The following is a 15,294-nucleotide window of genomic DNA, read 5'->3' as shown; positions in this document are numbered from 1 at the left end:
AACGAGCCGCGCGCCCGGGGGTGCCGTATGGGGCGTACGGGCCTCACAGACCCCCGTCCCCACCGACCTCCGCCCCCGTCTCCGAGCCGGTTTCCGGGCCCGAACCCGCCCCCTCCCCCAGCCCCACCCGCAACACATCCACCAGCGCGTGCAGCCGCGGCGACGCGGCCAGCTCCTCCAGCGTCACCGGACGGCCCTCCGCGTCGGCGATCGGCAGGCGCCAGTTCGCATACTGGTCCCACGTGCCGGGCAGGTTCTGCGGGCGCCGGTCGCCGATGGTGTCCGGGAGCCAGACGCCGATCATGCGGGCCGGGGTGCGCAGCAGGAAACGGTGGACGGCGTGGATCTCCGCCTCCTCCTCGGACGCGGGGCGCCCGCCGCCCCCGGGGTGTTCGTAGAGGCCGAGCCGGGCCAGCAGCGCCAGCCACTCCCCCACATCGGTCGCGGACTCGATCCGCTCCTCCTCCACGGGCCGGGTCAACAGGCCGAGCCGGTCGCGGAGTTCGACGTGTTCGCCGGTGAGGCGGGCCGCGGTGGGCGGGAGGTCGTGGGTGGTGGCGGTGGCGAGGCAGTCGGCCCGCCACTTCTCCGGCGCGAGCGGCCGCCCGTCGCCCTCCCAGTCCCGCTCGAACCACAGCACCGACGTCCCGAGCACCCCGCGCTCCTGCAAGGTCTCACGCACACCCGGCTCTACGGTCCCCAGGTCCTCGCCGATCACCACGGACCCGGCGCGCGAGGCCTCCAGCGCGAGGACGGCGAGCATGGCCTCGGCGTCGTAGCGGACGTAGGTGCCCTCGGTGGGCGGGTGACCCTGGGGAACCCACCAGAGGCGGAACAGGCCCATGACGTGGTCGATGCGCAGGGCGCCCGCGTAACGGAAGAGCGCGCGGAGCAGGCGGCGGTACGGGGCGTAGCCGGAGGCGGCGAGGCGGTCGGGGCGCCAGGGGGGCAGACCCCAGTCCTGGCCGAGGGAGTTGAAGGCGTCCGGGGGTGCGCCGACGGACATGCCGGCGGCGAAATACTCCTGTTGCGCCCAGGCGTCGGCGCCATCGGGATGCACCCCGACCGCGAGGTCGTGCACGACGCCGATCGGCATGCCCGCGTCCCGCGCTGCCCTTTGGGCGGCGGTGAGTTGGTCGTCGGTGAGCCAGGCGAGACGGCAGTGGAAGTCGACGCGGTCCATCAACTCGCCCCGGGCGCGGGCGGTTTCGGGTGAGCGCGGGTCGCGCAGGCCGGCCGGCCACGCGCGCCAGTTCGAGCCGTGCACCTCGGCGAGCGCGTACCAGGTGGCGTGGTCCTCCAGCGCCTCGCCCTCGCGGGCGAGGAAGTCGACGTAGGCGGCCCGTCGTCCGGGGCCGAGGGGGACCTCGCGGACGCGTTCCAGCGCCTCGCGCTTCAGCTCCCAGACGGCGTCGCGGTCGATCAACGCGCCCTTGTCCAGGACGGATTCGCGCAGTCGCGCGGCCCGTTCGAGGAGCCCGCGCAGCTGCTCGCGCTCGCCCTCCTCGACGTAGGCGAACTCGGGGACGTCCTCGACCCGCAGATACACCGGGTCGGGGAAGCGGCGCGAGGACGGCCGGTACGGGGAGGGGTCGGTGGGGGCGCCGGGTACGGCCGCGTGCAGCGGGTTGACCTGCACGAATCCGGCCCCGAGCGAGCGCCCGGCCCAGGCGGTCAGCTCCCCCAGATCGCCGAGGTCGCCCATACCCCAGGAGTGCCGCGAGAGGAGCGAGTAGACCTGCACCATCAGTCCGTACGACCGCGCGGTGGGCGTGGGCAACCGGTCCGGGGCGATGACGAGATGGGCCTCGGCGCTACGGCCGTCCGGTGCGGTGGCGGTCAAGTGGTGGACGCCGGGCGGGAGTTCCTCGGCGCTCGCCCTCAACTCCCCCTGCTCGGTCTCGATGTGCAGCACGGTGCCCTCGGGCAGCGCGTCGAGCGCGGCGGGCGTGGAGCCGTGGCGGCCGACGACGGTGGGCGGCAACAGCCGTGCGGCCAGCTCCTGCTGGCGGACGGCGAGCGCGGCGGCCGTGGCCTGCGGGGTGCTCGCGTCGACGCCGAGGGCGGCCAGCGCGGCGACGACCGCGACGGGCGAGGCGGGGACCGCGCGGTCCGGTGAGGGGCTGTAGGCGGTGGCGACGCCGTGCAGTTCGGCGAGGTGCGCCAGCTCCTCGCCGAGGGTGTCGGCCGGCCGGGGTGCGGTCATCTAGGGCCTCGTCGAGTCCGGGTCGGCGAACGGGTCGGCCAGGGCGGCGAGTTCACCGCTCGTCGTCATCGGGTCGTCGATCAGGCCGGCCTCGCTGGTCAGCGGTGCGTCCATCGTGGCGGACTCGCTGGTGAGCGGGGCGGTGTCGGCGAGCGGGGGCTCGCTGGTGAGGGGTTCGGCGTCGGCGAGCGGCGGTTCGCTGGTGAGCGGGGTCTCGGCCCAGGCGCCCTCGGAGTCGACGAAGAACAGGTCGGGGTCGGCGGCCGGCTCCGCGGTGCGTTTGGAGCGGGCCGGGCGCGGAAGTGATGCCGATGCTGCGGCCACGGGGGCCTCCTTGTCGTGTCGGGCGAGCGTGGGATGTGGTCACCGCAAGCCCTACCCAGTGGACGCGACGGCAGACCTCCAGGTTGGGGTACGGGTGGCACTGCGGCCACTCCCGTCCCCCACTCCCCGTACTTTTCCCGCTGATCACTATTCACTCAGTACATGTATCCGGTGCATACTGAGCGCCATGAGCACCCGCCACATCCTGCTGGGCCTGCTCGCGGGAGGACCGAGCCACGGCTACGACCTCAAGCGACGCCACGACGAACGTTTTCCGCAGGCCCGCCCGCTGGCGTACGGGCAGGTCTACACGACCCTGCAACGCCTGGTCCGGGACGGTCTCGCGGAGGTCGACGGCACCGGTTCGGACGGCGGCCCGGAGCGCACGGCGTACCGCTCGACGGCGGAGGGTTCGCGTGAACTCGCCCGCTGGGCGGGGGAGATCGCGCCGCCCGCGCCCTTCGTGACGAACGAGATCTTCGCCAAGGTCGTCGTCTCGATCCTGGCCGACGGCGACCCGGAGGCGTATCTGCGGGCCCAACGCGCCGCCCACATGGAGCGGATGCGGGAACTCACGGCGGTCAAGACCGCCAAGGGCTCCGACCTGGCGACCGTGCTCTCGGCGGACTACGCCCTCAACCACCTTGACGCGGACCTCCGTTGGATGGCGACGACGGCGGCCCGGCTGACCACTCTGACCGCGGAGGTCGACACAGCATGAACAACCAGGGGGACACGTCGGCGCCGCTCCTCGCGGCCCGTGACCTCGCCAAGACGCACGGCAGGACGAGGGCACTGACCGGCGCCTCGGCCGAGCTGGGCGCCGGCGAGATCCTCGCCGTGACGGGAACCAGCGGCAGCGGAAAATCCACGCTGCTGCACTGCCTGGCGGGGATCGTCCGCCCCGACGAGGGAAGCGTGACGTACGCGGGGGAACGGCTGGACGAGCTGCCGGAGAAGCGGCTCAGTGAGCTGCGGCGCACCGAGTTCGGGGTGGTCTTCCAGTTCGGCCAGCTGATACCCGAGCTGACGGCGCTCGACAACGTCGCGCTGCCGCTGCTGCTCGCGGGCACCTCGCGTACGGACGCCCGGGCGGCGGCCGGTGAGTGGCTGGAGCGGTTCGGGGTGCGCGGGCAGGGCGAGCTGCGGCCGGGCGAGATGAGCGGCGGCCAGGCCCAACGGGTCGCGCTGGCAAGGGCGTTGGTCACCTCCCCGAAGGTCGTCTTCGCGGACGAACCGACCGGCGCGCTGGACTCCCTGGCGAGCGAGCAGGTGATGACGGCCCTGGTCACGACGGCCCGCGAGTCCGGTACGGCGGTGCTGCTGATCACCCATGACGCGCAGGTCGCGGCCTACGCGGACCGCGAGATCCGGCTCGCGGACGGGACCGTGGCGACGGCGGGGGTGACGGTATGAGCGCGCTGCCCGCGGACCTGCGGCTGGCCTGGCTGCTGACGCGGGGTTCGGACCGGCGGGAGTGGTGGCGGGTCGGGCTCACGGCGGTCGGGGCCGCGCTGGCGACGGGGATCGGCCTGGGGGTCGTAGCGCTGCGGTCGTTGGACGGGTTCTACGCCGTGTCCTTCGGGTCGGGGCTGTTCGACTCCCCCAGTGACCGGCAGAACGTGAGCCTGGCGCTCGGGCTGCTGCTGATTCCGGTGCTCGGGTTTCTCGGGCAGTGTGCGCGGATCGGGGCGGTGCATCGGGACCGGCGGCTGGCCGCGCTGCGGCTGGCGGGGGCCGGGCCGTGGCAGGTGCGGCGGATCGCGGCGCTGGAGTCGGGGCTCGCGTGCCTGTCCGGGGCGCTGGTGGCGACGGCGGTCGTGGTACCGCTGCTGCCGTACGCGACGGACTGGGCCGGGGTCGTCCTGGTCGCCGTGGGCGTGCCGGTACTGGGGGCGGTCGTGAGCGCGGTGGCGTTGCGCCGGGTGGTGGCGGACCCGCTGGGCCGGGTGCGGCGGGTACGACCCCTGCGCGGCCCGGGCAGGCTGTTCGGTACGGCGACCCGGCTGCTGGCGGTGACACTGGCGGCCCTCGCGCTGACCCCGGTCTTCGGCAGCCCTGTGTCCTTCGACCTCGGTCCCGTGACGGTGCTGGTCCTGGCGGTCCTGATCAGCCTGATCGCGATCTGGCTCTCCGGGGCCTCGTCCCGCCAACTGGGTGAGGGCTTCGCGGCCGGCACCTCGCGCCCCGCCCTGCTGATCGCGGCGGAACGGCTGCGCGAGGACCCCTGGTCGACCGCCCGGACCCATGCGGCGCTGCTGCTGGTGACGGTCGTCGGGTCGGGCTTCGCGGGCGTACGGCAGATCCTGCTCGCGGGCCTGGAGGACATGCGCCGCAGGGGCCACCTCGGCACGCGCATGTCTTACTACACGACGGGCATCGACCTCACCGCCGCCGCGATCCTCGTCGCCTTCACGCTCGTGCTGACCGCCCTGGCCGTGAGCACCGCCGAGTCCCTCGCCGTCCGGCGCCGGGGCCTGGCCGCACAGGCGGCGGCCGGGGTACCGCACGCCGTACTGGCCCGCGCGCTCCTCCTGGAGACCGCGCTCCCGCTGTTCCCGGCGATCGCGGTCGCGGGCCTCGGCGGCACGGCGATCAGCTTCTGGTACGGCGCCGCGGTCTCCCGGCACACGGACGTGCCGGTGCCGTACGCGGCGCTGCTGGTACCGGTCGGCGTGTACGCGGCCTGCGTGCTGGCGGCGGCCACGTCACTGCCGTTGCTACGGCGGTCGGTGCGGCCGGGCGAGTTGCGGTACGCATGACCGTCCGCCCCGGCAGCACTGGGGACTGCCGGGGCGGACGACTCCGTACCGCCATGCGTGGGCGTACACAAAAGCCCGGATCGTCAGGCGGAGATGCCGTCGATCCGGGCCATCGCGTCCTCCGCGCCGTACGGCTGCAAGTACGGCAGCCAGCGCGGGTCCCTATGACCTGTCCCGATGATGCGCCAGGCCAGGCCGGTGGGTGGGGCGGGTTTGTGGCGCAGCCGCCAGCCGATCTCGAAGAGGTGTCGGTCGGCCTTCACGTGGTTGCAGCGGCGGCAGGACGCCACCACGTTGTCCCAGACGTGCTTGCCCCCGCGGCTGCGCGGAATGACATGGTCGACGCTGGTTGCGACGCCACCGCAGTACATGCACCGGCCCCCGTCGCGCGCGAAGAGCGCCCGGCGGGTCAGAGGAACGGGCCCCCGATAGGGAACCCGTACGAATCGCTTGAGCCGGACCACGCTGGGTGCGGGGACTGTGACGGTTGCGCTGTGCATAAAGGCGCCGGATTCCTCAAGGGAGACTGCCTTGTTCTCCAGGACGAGGACGAGCGCGCGGCGGAGCGGTACGACGCCGAGTGGCTCGTACGACGCGTTGAGGACCAGGACATGCGGCACGGATGCCTCCTTGTGCGTCGGCGGCGCGTGGCTCGCGCCGGGACGATCTGTAGTCAGTCTCCCCTCATGCCTGGTGGAAGCGCCACCATGTCCCGGTAACGGGCTGGGAGTGTTTTCGACCACATGTGATGCGGGGCCGGGACGGGTGTGGGTCGGTCCCACCTGTTCATTCCCGGCTGAGCACAGCCTCTCCCCTGAACACGGCAACGATCCACACACGATGCCCCGATAGTGTGGTGGACCCGCCCTCTTGGTGACCTATTCGTGACCTTGCCCCTGTCGGACCGTGCCGGAGGGCGGACGCAGCACCTGGAGGTACCTGCCGTGTCCTTGTCCGCCGTCCTACTGGCCGCCGCTACGCCGTCGCCGTCTCCGTCGCCATCGGAGACCGCGGTGACCGTGCCCTCGCTCCAGGACGCCCAGGAGAGCGCGACCAACGCCGCGAGCTGGGTCGAGCAGAACTGGTCCACCTGGCTGGCGATAGGTCTGCGGGTGCTGCTGATCGTGGTGATCGCGGCGGTCCTGAGAATGACGGTACGGCGGGCGATCACCAAGCTGATAGACCGGATGAACCGCACGGTCGAATCGGTGGACGGCACGGCGCTCGGCGGTCTCCTGGTGAACGCGGAACGCCGCCGCCAACGCTCGCAGGCGATCGGCTCGGTCCTCCGCTCGGTGGCCTCGTTCGTGATCCTGGGCACGGCCGCGCTGATGATCCTGGGCACCTTCGAGATCAACCTCGCCCCGCTGCTCGCCTCCGCCGGCGTCGCGGGCGTGGCGATCGGTTTCGGCGCCCGCAACCTGGTCACGGACTTCCTCTCCGGCGTCTTCATGATCCTTGAGGACCAGTACGGCGTCGGCGACCAGATCGACGCGGGGGTCGCCTCCGGCGAGGTCATCGAGGTCGGCCTCCGCGTGACGAAACTCCGCGGCGACAACGGCGAGATCTGGTACGTCCGCAACGGCGAGGTCAAGCGCATCGGGAACCTGTCGCAGGGGTGGGCGACGGCGGGGGTCGACGTGACGGTCAGGGCGTCCGAAAACCTGGACCGGGTGAAGGCCACGCTCGACTCGGTCACGGAGCGGATGAGCAAGGAGGAGCCCTGGAACGAGTTGTTGTGGGGCCCGATCGAAGTCCTCGGCCTGGACAGCGTGTTGATCGACTCGATGGTCGTCCGGCTGTCCGCGAGGACGATGCCCGGCAAGTCGGTGAGCGTGGAGCGGGAACTGCGGTGGCGGGTGAAGCGGGCCTTCGACGAGGCGAACATTCGCATCGTGGGCGGGGCTACGGCTGATCCGGTGGAGGACACGGCGGATCCTACGGAGGCGGTGGCTGCGCCTTCGGTGTACTCGAACTCGGAATCGCCTCAGGTGGCCAATACTTCGCCGCTCTCTTCGCAACGGGGTTCGGGGACTCGGTAGTCGCAGGGGGCGGGCGTTCCGGGGGTCTACGGGGTCCGGGGCGGGGCCAAGGTCGGGCGGAACGGTTCAGCACACCCGTTCGAGTGAACGCATGTGGAAACCCAGGTCGCAGGCCCTTCCGGCGGCTCATGGTTCTGCCGGGGCACCCAGCACGGGCGTAGCCTGGCAGCAGCGTGACGAGGGAGAAGCATCGATGAGCGCCGAACCCATCATGGAGCCGGTCATGACGCAGCAGGACCCCATCGATCTGCTGATCGCGATCGAGGAGGCGTCGACGACGCCGATTCGACCCGAGTACGTCGAGGGGATGGCCATCGTGCCACCGGCACCGAACGACAATCACAATGACGGCGCGGGGGAACTGTTCTTCCAGTTCCGTGTCGCCGGGCACCGTCTCGTGGGCATGGGCAACGGCTATCGAGCAGCCCACAAGGACGGCAGCACGATGGCCCTGCTCATCCCGGACTTCTACGTCCGTCGCCGTAGGCCGAGCGAGCTCGACGACTCATATCTGAAGGCCTACAGGGGCTGGTACCCCATCGACATGATCGCCCTGGTCGGCGAGGTCACGTCCACCAACCACGAGACGGACACCGGCCCGAAGCTCCGTACTTACGCCGCTGCCGGAGTGCCGATCTACGTCCTGATCAACCGCAACACGAAGACGGCCCACTGTTACACCGCCCCCGTTCTCCCCGGCGACGACCCCAAAGAGGCGTACTACGACGCCGAGTCCAAGGTCAGCCTGGGAAATCCCCTCGTCCTCCCGGCCCCGTACCCCACCCTGGACACGGCACCCTTCCTGGAGAACTGAGGCCGAGGCCACGGGCACGCCTCAGGCCCCGGCGCGCTCAGCCCCCGTATCGAAGAACCGCCCCACATACTCGCCGGCAGGCAACCCGCTCTCCCGCATGAGCGAAAAGACCTCGGCGCCCTCCCCCGGCTCGCCGGACATCCGGTACGCCTCGGCGAAGTCGGTGTACTCGACGCCGTCGAGGTCGGCGCAGTACTCGTGTGCCTCCAACTCCCCACGGCTGATGGCCTCGTCGAGCGAGGTGGCCCGCCACAGGGTCAACCGCTCTTCGTAGACGCCGAGTTCGCGATGCCGGAAGACGCATCGGACGCCGTACCAGGAGAGTTCACTCACCGGGTCGGGGGTCGTGCCGGTCCAGGTGATCTCGAAGTACCGGACGCGTTCGTCCTGTCCGGCCGGCCGCATGCCCGCCGCCAGCATGACGTGGTGGGATGCGGTGTTGTCGTGGTCGGCGTCACCCTTCACGCATACGGCTCCTTGTGCCCGCGCGAACCGCAGCAGTTCGCGGAGGGCTTCGGAGGCGTAGCCCTGGCCCTGGGCCGACGGGACGATGCCGTAGCCGATGGTGACGCTGCCGTTCGCGTCCACCGGGCCATGGAAACCGACGCCGCCGATCGCCCGACCGTCCTCTCGGCGCCGGATCTCGTAGTTGCCGAACGGCTGGGGATCACCGGTGTTCGCACACGTGCCCAGGAAGCGCCGGGCGGCGAACGTGTCCCCGTCGGTGGGGTATCCGGGTGCCCATCGGTCACCGCCGCCCGGCTCACCCGCGACCACTCGCTCGGCTTCGCCGACGGTCATCGGGTGCAGCACGAGCCGTGCTGTCACAAGATCAGTCATGGGAGGGAGGAGTATCACGCGGGGCGGTCGGATCGCATGGGGATTGTCCGCGACGCCGCACCGATCAAGGCGCACGGTGTTCTCCAAGTGGGGTGTCAGGTCGTGGAGTTGGGCGAGTCGGCCGCCGGGCACGAACTGGTCCCAGGACCGTCCGCTGCGGCCGTAGACGTGACAGAACGGACGATCCGCGCTGGTTGGCGCGTCAGAGTGGAGCCAGTTGCTCACGTCGACCGCGAGGGCCAGACGGCCGCCGCCTCAGCGTCCGGCGAACACCCAGGTGAGCGGTCTGGTTCGAGGACCATTTCGGCACCGGATCCGGACCCGGACCCGGACCCGGACCCGCCACGGTGCAGGCAGCGTGGGAGGAGGCCGGCCGGCGATCCGGCCGAAGTCCTATGAGCCCACCGTTGAGCCCACCGCGCCTTGCACGAATCGCCGAAGGTGCGCACGTACGGTGTCGGGCTGCTCCAACCAGGGCTCGTGCCCGGCGTCTTCGACGCGCGTCAGCGGAAGATCGAGCCTGATCGCGAGTGACGCAAGAGCCGACACCGGGCGGGGATCGTCGGCCCCGCCGAGAAGCTCCGCCCGCGGGGGCAGGCATGCGCGCAGCTCGGCAAGATGCTCATCGAGCGGGTCGGCGCGCCCTGCCTTGCCAAGCTCGCTGTTCATGGCCCAGTTGACGGGGCGACGCCGCCGGGCACCCTGCGCGGCCCAGTGCAACCCCCGTTCGGGATCGGCGTGGTCGGTGAACCAGGCCAGTGTGAGCAGCTCGACTTCCTGCTCCTCCGTGCGGTGCGGCAACTCCTCCAATGCGTGCAGCCGCTCCAGCTGCGCCGCGGACATGCGGCGGCCTCGCTCCGCTCGGTAGCCGGTACGCCAATCACCGACGAACGGCCCGCACATCAGCAGCATCGCGGCAACCCGGTCAGGATGCGTCAGGCAGAACCGGCTCGCCAGGTCCGTACCGTAGGAGTGCCCGATCAGCACAGCTCTGGGCACGTCCCATGCGTCGAGCAACTCGACCAGATCGTCGACATGCCGGGCGAAGGAATGGCGCCCCCGCCACGGGGATCGACCCGTGCCCCGCTGGTCGTACCGGTACACAGGCGCGAGGTCCGCGACCATGGGGGCGACATCGCCCAAGTAATCCGGCAGCCCCGGACCGCCATGGAGCATGACCACGGCCGGCCGCCGAGTCGTGTCCCCCAGCGCCGTCCAACGTAACCGCGCCTCGTCGGTCATCGACGTGAGGCCCTGCGTCTCCATCAAGGTCACCGCGGAGAACTTACCGGTGTCACCGAGGCTCCCCAAAGGTCGAAGAGCGAGCTGGGTGCGGGGGCGCGCCCCGCCGAGGGCCAAGGACCGCTGACTCGCCATCGCCCCGCCCTCAAAAGCAGGGGCCGATCCGCTTGCTTGGAGTGCACTTCAGAGCCCTAGCGTCGAGACAGCGGAACCGAACACCCGACGCATCGACGCATCGACGCATCAACGCGTCGAGGCATCGGCGCATCAGTCCGCACGACCAACGAGAAAGGCAGCAAGTGGTAGACCATCAATTCACCACGCATGCGGAACTCTTCGATCTGCGGGGAAAGCGCGCACTCGTCACCGGTGGCACCAGAGGCATCGGGATGATGATCGCGCGTGGCCTTCTCCAGGCGGGCGCCCGCGTGGTCATCAGCTCACGCAACGCGGAAGCGTGCGCTCAGGCGCAGGAGCAGTTGTCCGCATTCGGTGAGGTGCGGGCCATCCCCGCCGACCTGTCCAGCCACGACGAGTGCCGGCGACTGTCCGACCTCGTCACCGCCGACTCGGAGCGTCTCGACATCCTCGTCAACAACGCGGGCGCCATCTGGGACGAGCCGCTGGCGACGTTCCCGGACGCGGCCTGGGACACGGTCGTCGACCTCAACCTGAAGTCGCCGTTCTGGCTGGTCCAAGCGCTGCTGCCCGCACTCCGCAAGGCGGGCACCGCCGACGATCCCGCGCGGATCATCAACATCGGCAGCATCGCCGCCATCCACATCCCCCAGCGGCCCAACTACTCGTACTCCAGCAGCAAGGCCGCGCTGCATCAACTCACCAGAGTGCTCGCCAAGGAACTGGGACCGCAGCACATCACCGTGAACGCCGTGGCGCCGGGACCGTTCCCGTCGACGATGATGACTGCGATCCTCGACGAGTTCGGCGAGGCGATCGCGGCATCGGCCCCACTGGGCCGGATCGGCCGCGACGACGACATGGCGGGCGTCGCCGTGTTCCTCGCCGGCCGGGCAGGCGCGTACCTGACGGGCACCGTGATCCCCGTCGACGGCGGCATCGCCACCACCGCGTAGGCCGCGCGCGGGCTGTTCCAGAAGTCCACGGCGTCCACGGCGTCCACGGCAAGGGCGTCCCAGCCGCTCTTGTCGAGGTGGACCACGGCTACCCCCTCAACCGCGAAGAGCCGGAAAACACTCACTCACTCGCGCCCACGAGCGGACTCACCAAAGCCGGGTCGACCCCGAGCACCCACTCCGCGTACACGGTCTTGCCGACGGAACGGGGCTCCCATCCCCAGCGGTGAGCCAGGGCTCCGACCAGAAGTAATCCCCGGCCGAACTGATCCGTGGCCTCCACTGAGCACGGGCTCGGCAACCGTTCGCCACGCGGATCACTGACCTCGACGCGAAGGGTGACCCCGGTGACGGTGATCCGGACCCGGATCAAGCGGTCCCTCAGGCTCCCGTGCAGCAGGGCGTTGGTCATCAACTCGGATACGACGAGGGCGACATCACCGGCGAGGGCGGGGTGTCCCCACTCGGTGACGAGCCTTGCGGTGCGGCGGCGGGCGAGGGTGACGCTGCGGGCGAGGGGGGTGTAGTCGAGGCGGTCCTCGTGAGGGACGGGGGTGGCGTCGCGGGCGGTGGGGGGTTCGGTCATGGCACACCTCCGTGTGCGGTTGGCTCAGAAATGAGCGCCGCAGAGTTAGCTGACGAGTACCGACCGTAGCGATCCACTTGACTCGGGCACAAGTCGTTCGGAGACAATTGTCTCCACCGTTCGAAAGTCGTCGACGCACGACGGCGACGGAGCGACACTTGGGCCGTGAACCGATCAGCTGAACTGGGAAACAGGGCGTCAACTGTGCTGGGACGCAAGCTCGGTAGCGAGCTGCTGCGCCTACGTGACGCCGCTGGAAAGACCCAGCAACAGGCAGCCGGGACCATCAGCGCGACCAACTCGAAGATCGTGAAGATGGAACGGGGTTGGGTGCCCATGCGGGACCCCGACATCCGGGTGCTGTGCGAGTTCTACGGGCTGGACGAGTCGAAATCCGTAGCCCGACTACTGGAGTTGGCGAAACTCGACCGCGAGCGCCGGAAGGCCAAGGGGTGGTGGCAGCACTCGCCGCAGGCGGAGGCCATGGCCGAGTACATCGCGATGGAGGATGTGGCGACCCGCGTACGGACCTGGCAACAGGCCTTCGTCCCCGGCCTGTTGCAGACACCCGAGTACGCACGAGCGGTGGTCGTCAGTGAGGGGTTGTGGCAGGACCCCGACGAGATCGAGGGTTTCGTCGACGTCCGCGTGAGGCGTCAGGCTCGCCTGTCGGCACCCGAACCCCTCCAGGTCTACGCGGTAATCGGAGAAGGCGCCCTACGGCAGCAGGTCGGCGGCCCCGAGGTGATGCGCGCGCAGTTGCAGAACCTGCTAAAGACGGCTCAACTGCCCAATGTCCGCCTCCAGGTGCTGCCCTTCCGAGCCGGCGGCCACGCCTGCATGGCAGGCTCGTTCAACATCATCTCCTTCGCCGAGACCGAGGCCGTGGACGTGGTTCACGTCGACAGCATCGCAGCTACCGTGTGGGTCGAGAACGACGCCGAAAGCTCGACGTACAGTTCGTTCTTCGAACGCACGGCACGGCTGAGTCTGGCTCCCAAGGACTCGCTCAGCCTGATCGAGAGCATCAGCGAGGACATGCAGTGACGAACGGCTTCGACTTCGTGAAGTCCAGCTACAGCAGTGGAAGCGGCGAGTGCCTCGAAGTCGCCCGCAACATCCCCGGCACCATAGCCGTCCGCGACTCCAAGACCCCCGACGGTCCGCTCCTCCGCCTGACCCCCACCACCTGGACGAAGTTCACCGAAACACTGCGCTGACCAACACGCACCCTTCCCCTACTCCCCGCCCAAGTCGCCCCCACAGCAAGCCCATTCCTCCGCATACCGCTCGCTGCGCGCCGCGAGGTAGGTACGCAGGTCTTGGCCGGCCTGTCGGCGCGCTTCGATGACGTACCCCAGAACGTCGTCGTCCTCCACGTACATCGCGTACTCGGGCCAGCGGAGTCCGAGGAAGACGTGGTACTCCACACCGTCGGCATCGACCTCGTCCCACCTGCCCCGATACGCGTCGACGTCATCGAGCGACGCCCGCCCGCTCAGAACGTCCTCGACGAATGTCATACCTGGTCGCCAACCGTCCGCCAGCTCTCGGCCTCCACCAGCCCCAACTCCCCAGCCACCTGACACAACGCTACAAAAGACGCCCCCCGCCCCAACCCCGAAGACCCCGTGTACGCCCCACTCGCCCGAAGATCAAGGACGACCGTCCCCGAGGGTTCATCGAAGGCGATCGAGCCCCAGACAGTGCGCTTGCCGCGACCCGGCCGCCAGTGGAACCAGATCTCCTCGCGCCCCTTCTCCGCGGTGACGGACGCGCGGTACGACGCCTTCAGCTCCGTGCACATCCGGTCCGACCAGCCCACCGAGGGCCGTAGCACGCGGAGTTGGCGGGTCTGGTGGCCGGCGAGGGCGTCCGGGGTGAGGGTGATGCCCGACCTGCGCGCCCGGTGTCGTAGCAACAGCCATGCCACGGCGCCCACTACGACGCCGGCGGCGGCCCAGGTCGCCGCCAGTTCGCCCGCCGCACTCCAGGCGAGGCCGCCCCGGTCCCAGAGTTCGAAACCGGCCTGGATCACCACGGGTACGGCGAGCGCGCACGCCGCGTCCCACCAGCACCCCGCCAACACCTTCACGCCCCACACCCGTTCTCTGGATCCCCCTGCCCCGCAAACGCCGCTGATCAAAAGTCAAAAGCCTGTGAGGCGGCTGGCAGGACAGGTTCGTCCACATCACGAATCGGCCTCGGGCGCGGAGCCGTAGCGGCCGAAAAGTGTCCAACAGGCCTCGCAATTCCGGCAGATCGGGGGAATCTCCGCCACCCGCTCCCACCTGCGACTTTGTTCATCGTGACGAACCCGTGATGCGATCGCCTTCACAGCCTCAACTCATTTCCATCGCAGAGCCCCCATGCCTAAGGTCGGCCCACGACGGGCCCTTGTTCTGGAGCGCAATGCCCAGGGGTCCGTTTTGAAATGTGGGGACAAGAATGAGGAAACTCGCCATCGGCGCCGCCCTGACCGGTGCCCTGGCCCTGACCGGTCTGGCCGCGCCGCTCGCGCAGGCCGCCACGCCGGAACTGGTCTTCTCCGGCGTGACGGTCAACAAGGGGAAGGCGATCGTGGTCGGTACGACCGCCGCCGTGAAGGTGCCCGTGACGTACACGCTGACGCGGCCCGCGGACCTGGTCGTCGACGGCAAGACGACGTTCGCGGGGATCATGCTCTACCGCGGCAAGCTCGCCGACATGGAGAACGACATCGACGGCACCCTCGCGCCGACCTGCAGGACGACGGCGACGACGGACACCACCGTCACCGAGTCCTGCTCCGACACGATCACGGTCGACCCGGAGGACAACCTGTACGAGACCGCCGACGCGACCACCTGGAACGTCGCCGGTTTCTACGCCCATTCCACCTACGACCTCGACGACTCGGACGACAAGATCAGCGCGTCCTCCGACTTCGCCGCCTGGGGCAACAAGGGCAAGGTCAAGATCCAGCGCGCCGCCAGGCTCACCGCCAACGCCTCCCCGGAGCCGGTGAAGAAGGGCAGGACCATCACGGTCACCGGCAAGCTGACCCGGGCCGACTGGGAGCGCGGTACGTACACCGGTTATGTGTCCCAGCCCGCCAAGTTGCAGTTCCGGGCGAAGAGTTCGAGCACCTACACCACCGTCAAGACGGTCACCACCGGCAAGGGCGGCGCCCTGACGACGACCGTGAAGGCCGCGCAGGACGGTTACTTCCGCTACGTCTTCGCCGGCACCGCCACCACCGGCGCGGCCACCGCCGCCGGTGACTTCATCGACGTCAAGTAGGACGCCGGGCAAGGCACCGACCAGGACACCGGGCACCAGCCCTCCCCACCGCCCCCGCAGGTAACGAGTCTGTTGCCTCGGGGGCGGTCTCTATTGACGCCC

Annotated in this window: 16 protein-coding genes and 1 pseudogene; 9 read left to right on the top strand and 8 right to left on the bottom strand. The window is 69.9% G+C overall.

What is annotated here, in order from left to right:
- Window positions 1-43: 43 nt before the first annotated feature.
- Together malQ and ACIBK4_RS32735 are read right to left on the bottom strand one after the other, a co-directional pair.
- Entirely contained in the window at window positions 44-2,206 is a 2,163-nt protein-coding gene (malQ, locus tag ACIBK4_RS32740; protein WP_399000561.1) for a 4-alpha-glucanotransferase, read from the bottom strand.
- Window positions 2,207-2,530 carry a hypothetical protein gene (locus ACIBK4_RS32735; RefSeq protein ID WP_399000559.1) on the bottom strand — a complete coding sequence of 108 codons (324 nt, stop codon included), beginning with the start codon at window positions 2,528-2,530 and terminating at the stop codon, window positions 2,207-2,209.
- 187 nt (window positions 2,531-2,717) lie between these two features.
- Here ACIBK4_RS32735 and ACIBK4_RS32730 point away from each other — a divergent pair, with 187 nt between their 5' ends.
- The 3 genes from ACIBK4_RS32730 to ACIBK4_RS32720 are packed head-to-tail and all read left to right on the top strand — an operon-like array spanning window position 2,718 to window position 5,292.
- Window positions 2,718-3,251: a PadR family transcriptional regulator gene (locus ACIBK4_RS32730; protein WP_329350855.1), complete on the top strand. Its 534-nt coding sequence runs from the start codon at window positions 2,718-2,720 to the stop codon at window positions 3,249-3,251.
- The gene (locus ACIBK4_RS32725) at window positions 3,248-3,946 is read left to right on the top strand and encodes an ABC transporter ATP-binding protein (RefSeq protein ID WP_399000557.1); all 699 of its coding nucleotides are present in this window, start codon (window positions 3,248-3,250) and stop codon (window positions 3,944-3,946) included. Before ACIBK4_RS32730 ends, ACIBK4_RS32725 begins: the two co-directional genes overlap by 4 nt.
- A complete protein-coding gene (locus ACIBK4_RS32720) occupies window positions 3,943-5,292 on the top strand; it encodes an ABC transporter permease (protein ID WP_399000555.1) in 1,350 nt (449 codons plus the stop codon). Before ACIBK4_RS32725 ends, ACIBK4_RS32720 begins: the two co-directional genes overlap by 4 nt.
- An 83-nt stretch (window positions 5,293-5,375) precedes the next feature.
- On the opposite strand, the gene ACIBK4_RS32715 is transcribed toward ACIBK4_RS32720, so the two are convergent.
- Window positions 5,376-5,912: an HNH endonuclease gene (locus ACIBK4_RS32715; protein ID WP_020116449.1), complete on the bottom strand. Its 537-nt coding sequence runs from the start codon at window positions 5,910-5,912 to the stop codon at window positions 5,376-5,378.
- Between the two features lie 324 nt (window positions 5,913-6,236).
- On the opposite strand from ACIBK4_RS32715, the gene ACIBK4_RS32710 reads away from it, so the two are divergent.
- Together ACIBK4_RS32710 and ACIBK4_RS32705 are read left to right on the top strand one after the other, a co-directional pair.
- Entirely contained in the window at window positions 6,237-7,334 is a 1,098-nt protein-coding gene (locus ACIBK4_RS32710) for a mechanosensitive ion channel family protein (protein WP_399000553.1), read from the top strand.
- A 193-nt stretch (window positions 7,335-7,527) separates the two neighbouring features.
- Window positions 7,528-8,148 carry a Uma2 family endonuclease gene (locus tag ACIBK4_RS32705; RefSeq protein ID WP_399000551.1) on the top strand — a complete coding sequence of 207 codons (621 nt, stop codon included), beginning with the start codon at window positions 7,528-7,530 and terminating at the stop codon, window positions 8,146-8,148.
- A gap of 345 nt (window positions 8,149-8,493) precedes the next feature.
- Here ACIBK4_RS32705 and ACIBK4_RS32700 read toward each other — a convergent pair.
- Together ACIBK4_RS32700 and ACIBK4_RS32695 are read right to left on the bottom strand one after the other, a co-directional pair.
- A pseudogene (locus ACIBK4_RS32700) lies at window positions 8,494-8,988 on the bottom strand (GNAT family N-acetyltransferase); the annotation flags it as partial.
- A 393-nt stretch (window positions 8,989-9,381) separates the two neighbouring features.
- Window positions 9,382-10,254, bottom strand: a complete 873-nt coding sequence (locus ACIBK4_RS32695) for an alpha/beta fold hydrolase (protein WP_399000792.1) — start codon at window positions 10,252-10,254, stop codon at window positions 9,382-9,384.
- 275 nt (window positions 10,255-10,529) lie between these two features.
- Here ACIBK4_RS32695 and ACIBK4_RS32690 point away from each other — a divergent pair, with 275 nt between their 5' ends.
- Window positions 10,530-11,324, top strand: a complete 795-nt coding sequence (locus ACIBK4_RS32690) for an SDR family oxidoreductase (RefSeq protein WP_399000549.1) — start codon at window positions 10,530-10,532, stop codon at window positions 11,322-11,324.
- Between the two features lie 121 nt (window positions 11,325-11,445).
- On the opposite strand, the gene ACIBK4_RS32685 is transcribed toward ACIBK4_RS32690, so the two are convergent.
- Entirely contained in the window at window positions 11,446-11,910 is a 465-nt protein-coding gene (locus ACIBK4_RS32685) for an ATP-binding protein (RefSeq protein ID WP_399000547.1), read from the bottom strand.
- A 165-nt stretch (window positions 11,911-12,075) separates the two neighbouring features.
- On the opposite strand from ACIBK4_RS32685, the gene ACIBK4_RS32680 reads away from it, so the two are divergent.
- On the top strand, window positions 12,076-12,957 hold the full coding sequence (locus tag ACIBK4_RS32680) for a helix-turn-helix domain-containing protein (protein ID WP_399000545.1): 882 nt from the start codon (window positions 12,076-12,078) through the stop codon (window positions 12,955-12,957).
- Complete coding sequence (locus ACIBK4_RS32675) at window positions 12,954-13,130, top strand: DUF397 domain-containing protein (RefSeq protein WP_399000543.1); 177 nt, start codon at window positions 12,954-12,956, stop codon at window positions 13,128-13,130. Before ACIBK4_RS32680 ends, ACIBK4_RS32675 begins: the two co-directional genes overlap by 4 nt.
- Window positions 13,131-13,148: 18 nt before the next feature.
- Here the strand turns inward: ACIBK4_RS32675 and ACIBK4_RS32670 are convergent, their stop codons facing one another.
- Entirely contained in the window at window positions 13,149-13,433 is a 285-nt protein-coding gene (locus ACIBK4_RS32670; protein WP_399000541.1) for a hypothetical protein, read from the bottom strand.
- Window positions 13,430-14,005, bottom strand: coding sequence for a hypothetical protein (locus ACIBK4_RS32665; RefSeq protein ID WP_399000539.1), 576 nt, complete (start codon window positions 14,003-14,005; stop codon window positions 13,430-13,432). The genes ACIBK4_RS32670 and ACIBK4_RS32665 overlap by 4 nt, the downstream gene beginning before the upstream one ends.
- Before the next feature lie 353 nt (window positions 14,006-14,358).
- Between ACIBK4_RS32665 and ACIBK4_RS32660 the strand changes: the two genes are divergently transcribed.
- A complete protein-coding gene (locus tag ACIBK4_RS32660; protein WP_399000538.1) occupies window positions 14,359-15,192 on the top strand; it encodes a hypothetical protein in 834 nt (277 codons plus the stop codon).
- Window positions 15,193-15,294: the final 102 nt, after the last annotated feature.

The organism is Streptomyces sp. NPDC050528 (assembly GCF_044457795.1).
Classification (GTDB): Bacteria; Actinomycetota; Actinomycetes; order Streptomycetales; family Streptomycetaceae; genus Streptomyces.
Note: the sequence above shows the minus strand (reverse complement) of the source record. Positions and strands in the feature narration are given on the sequence as shown.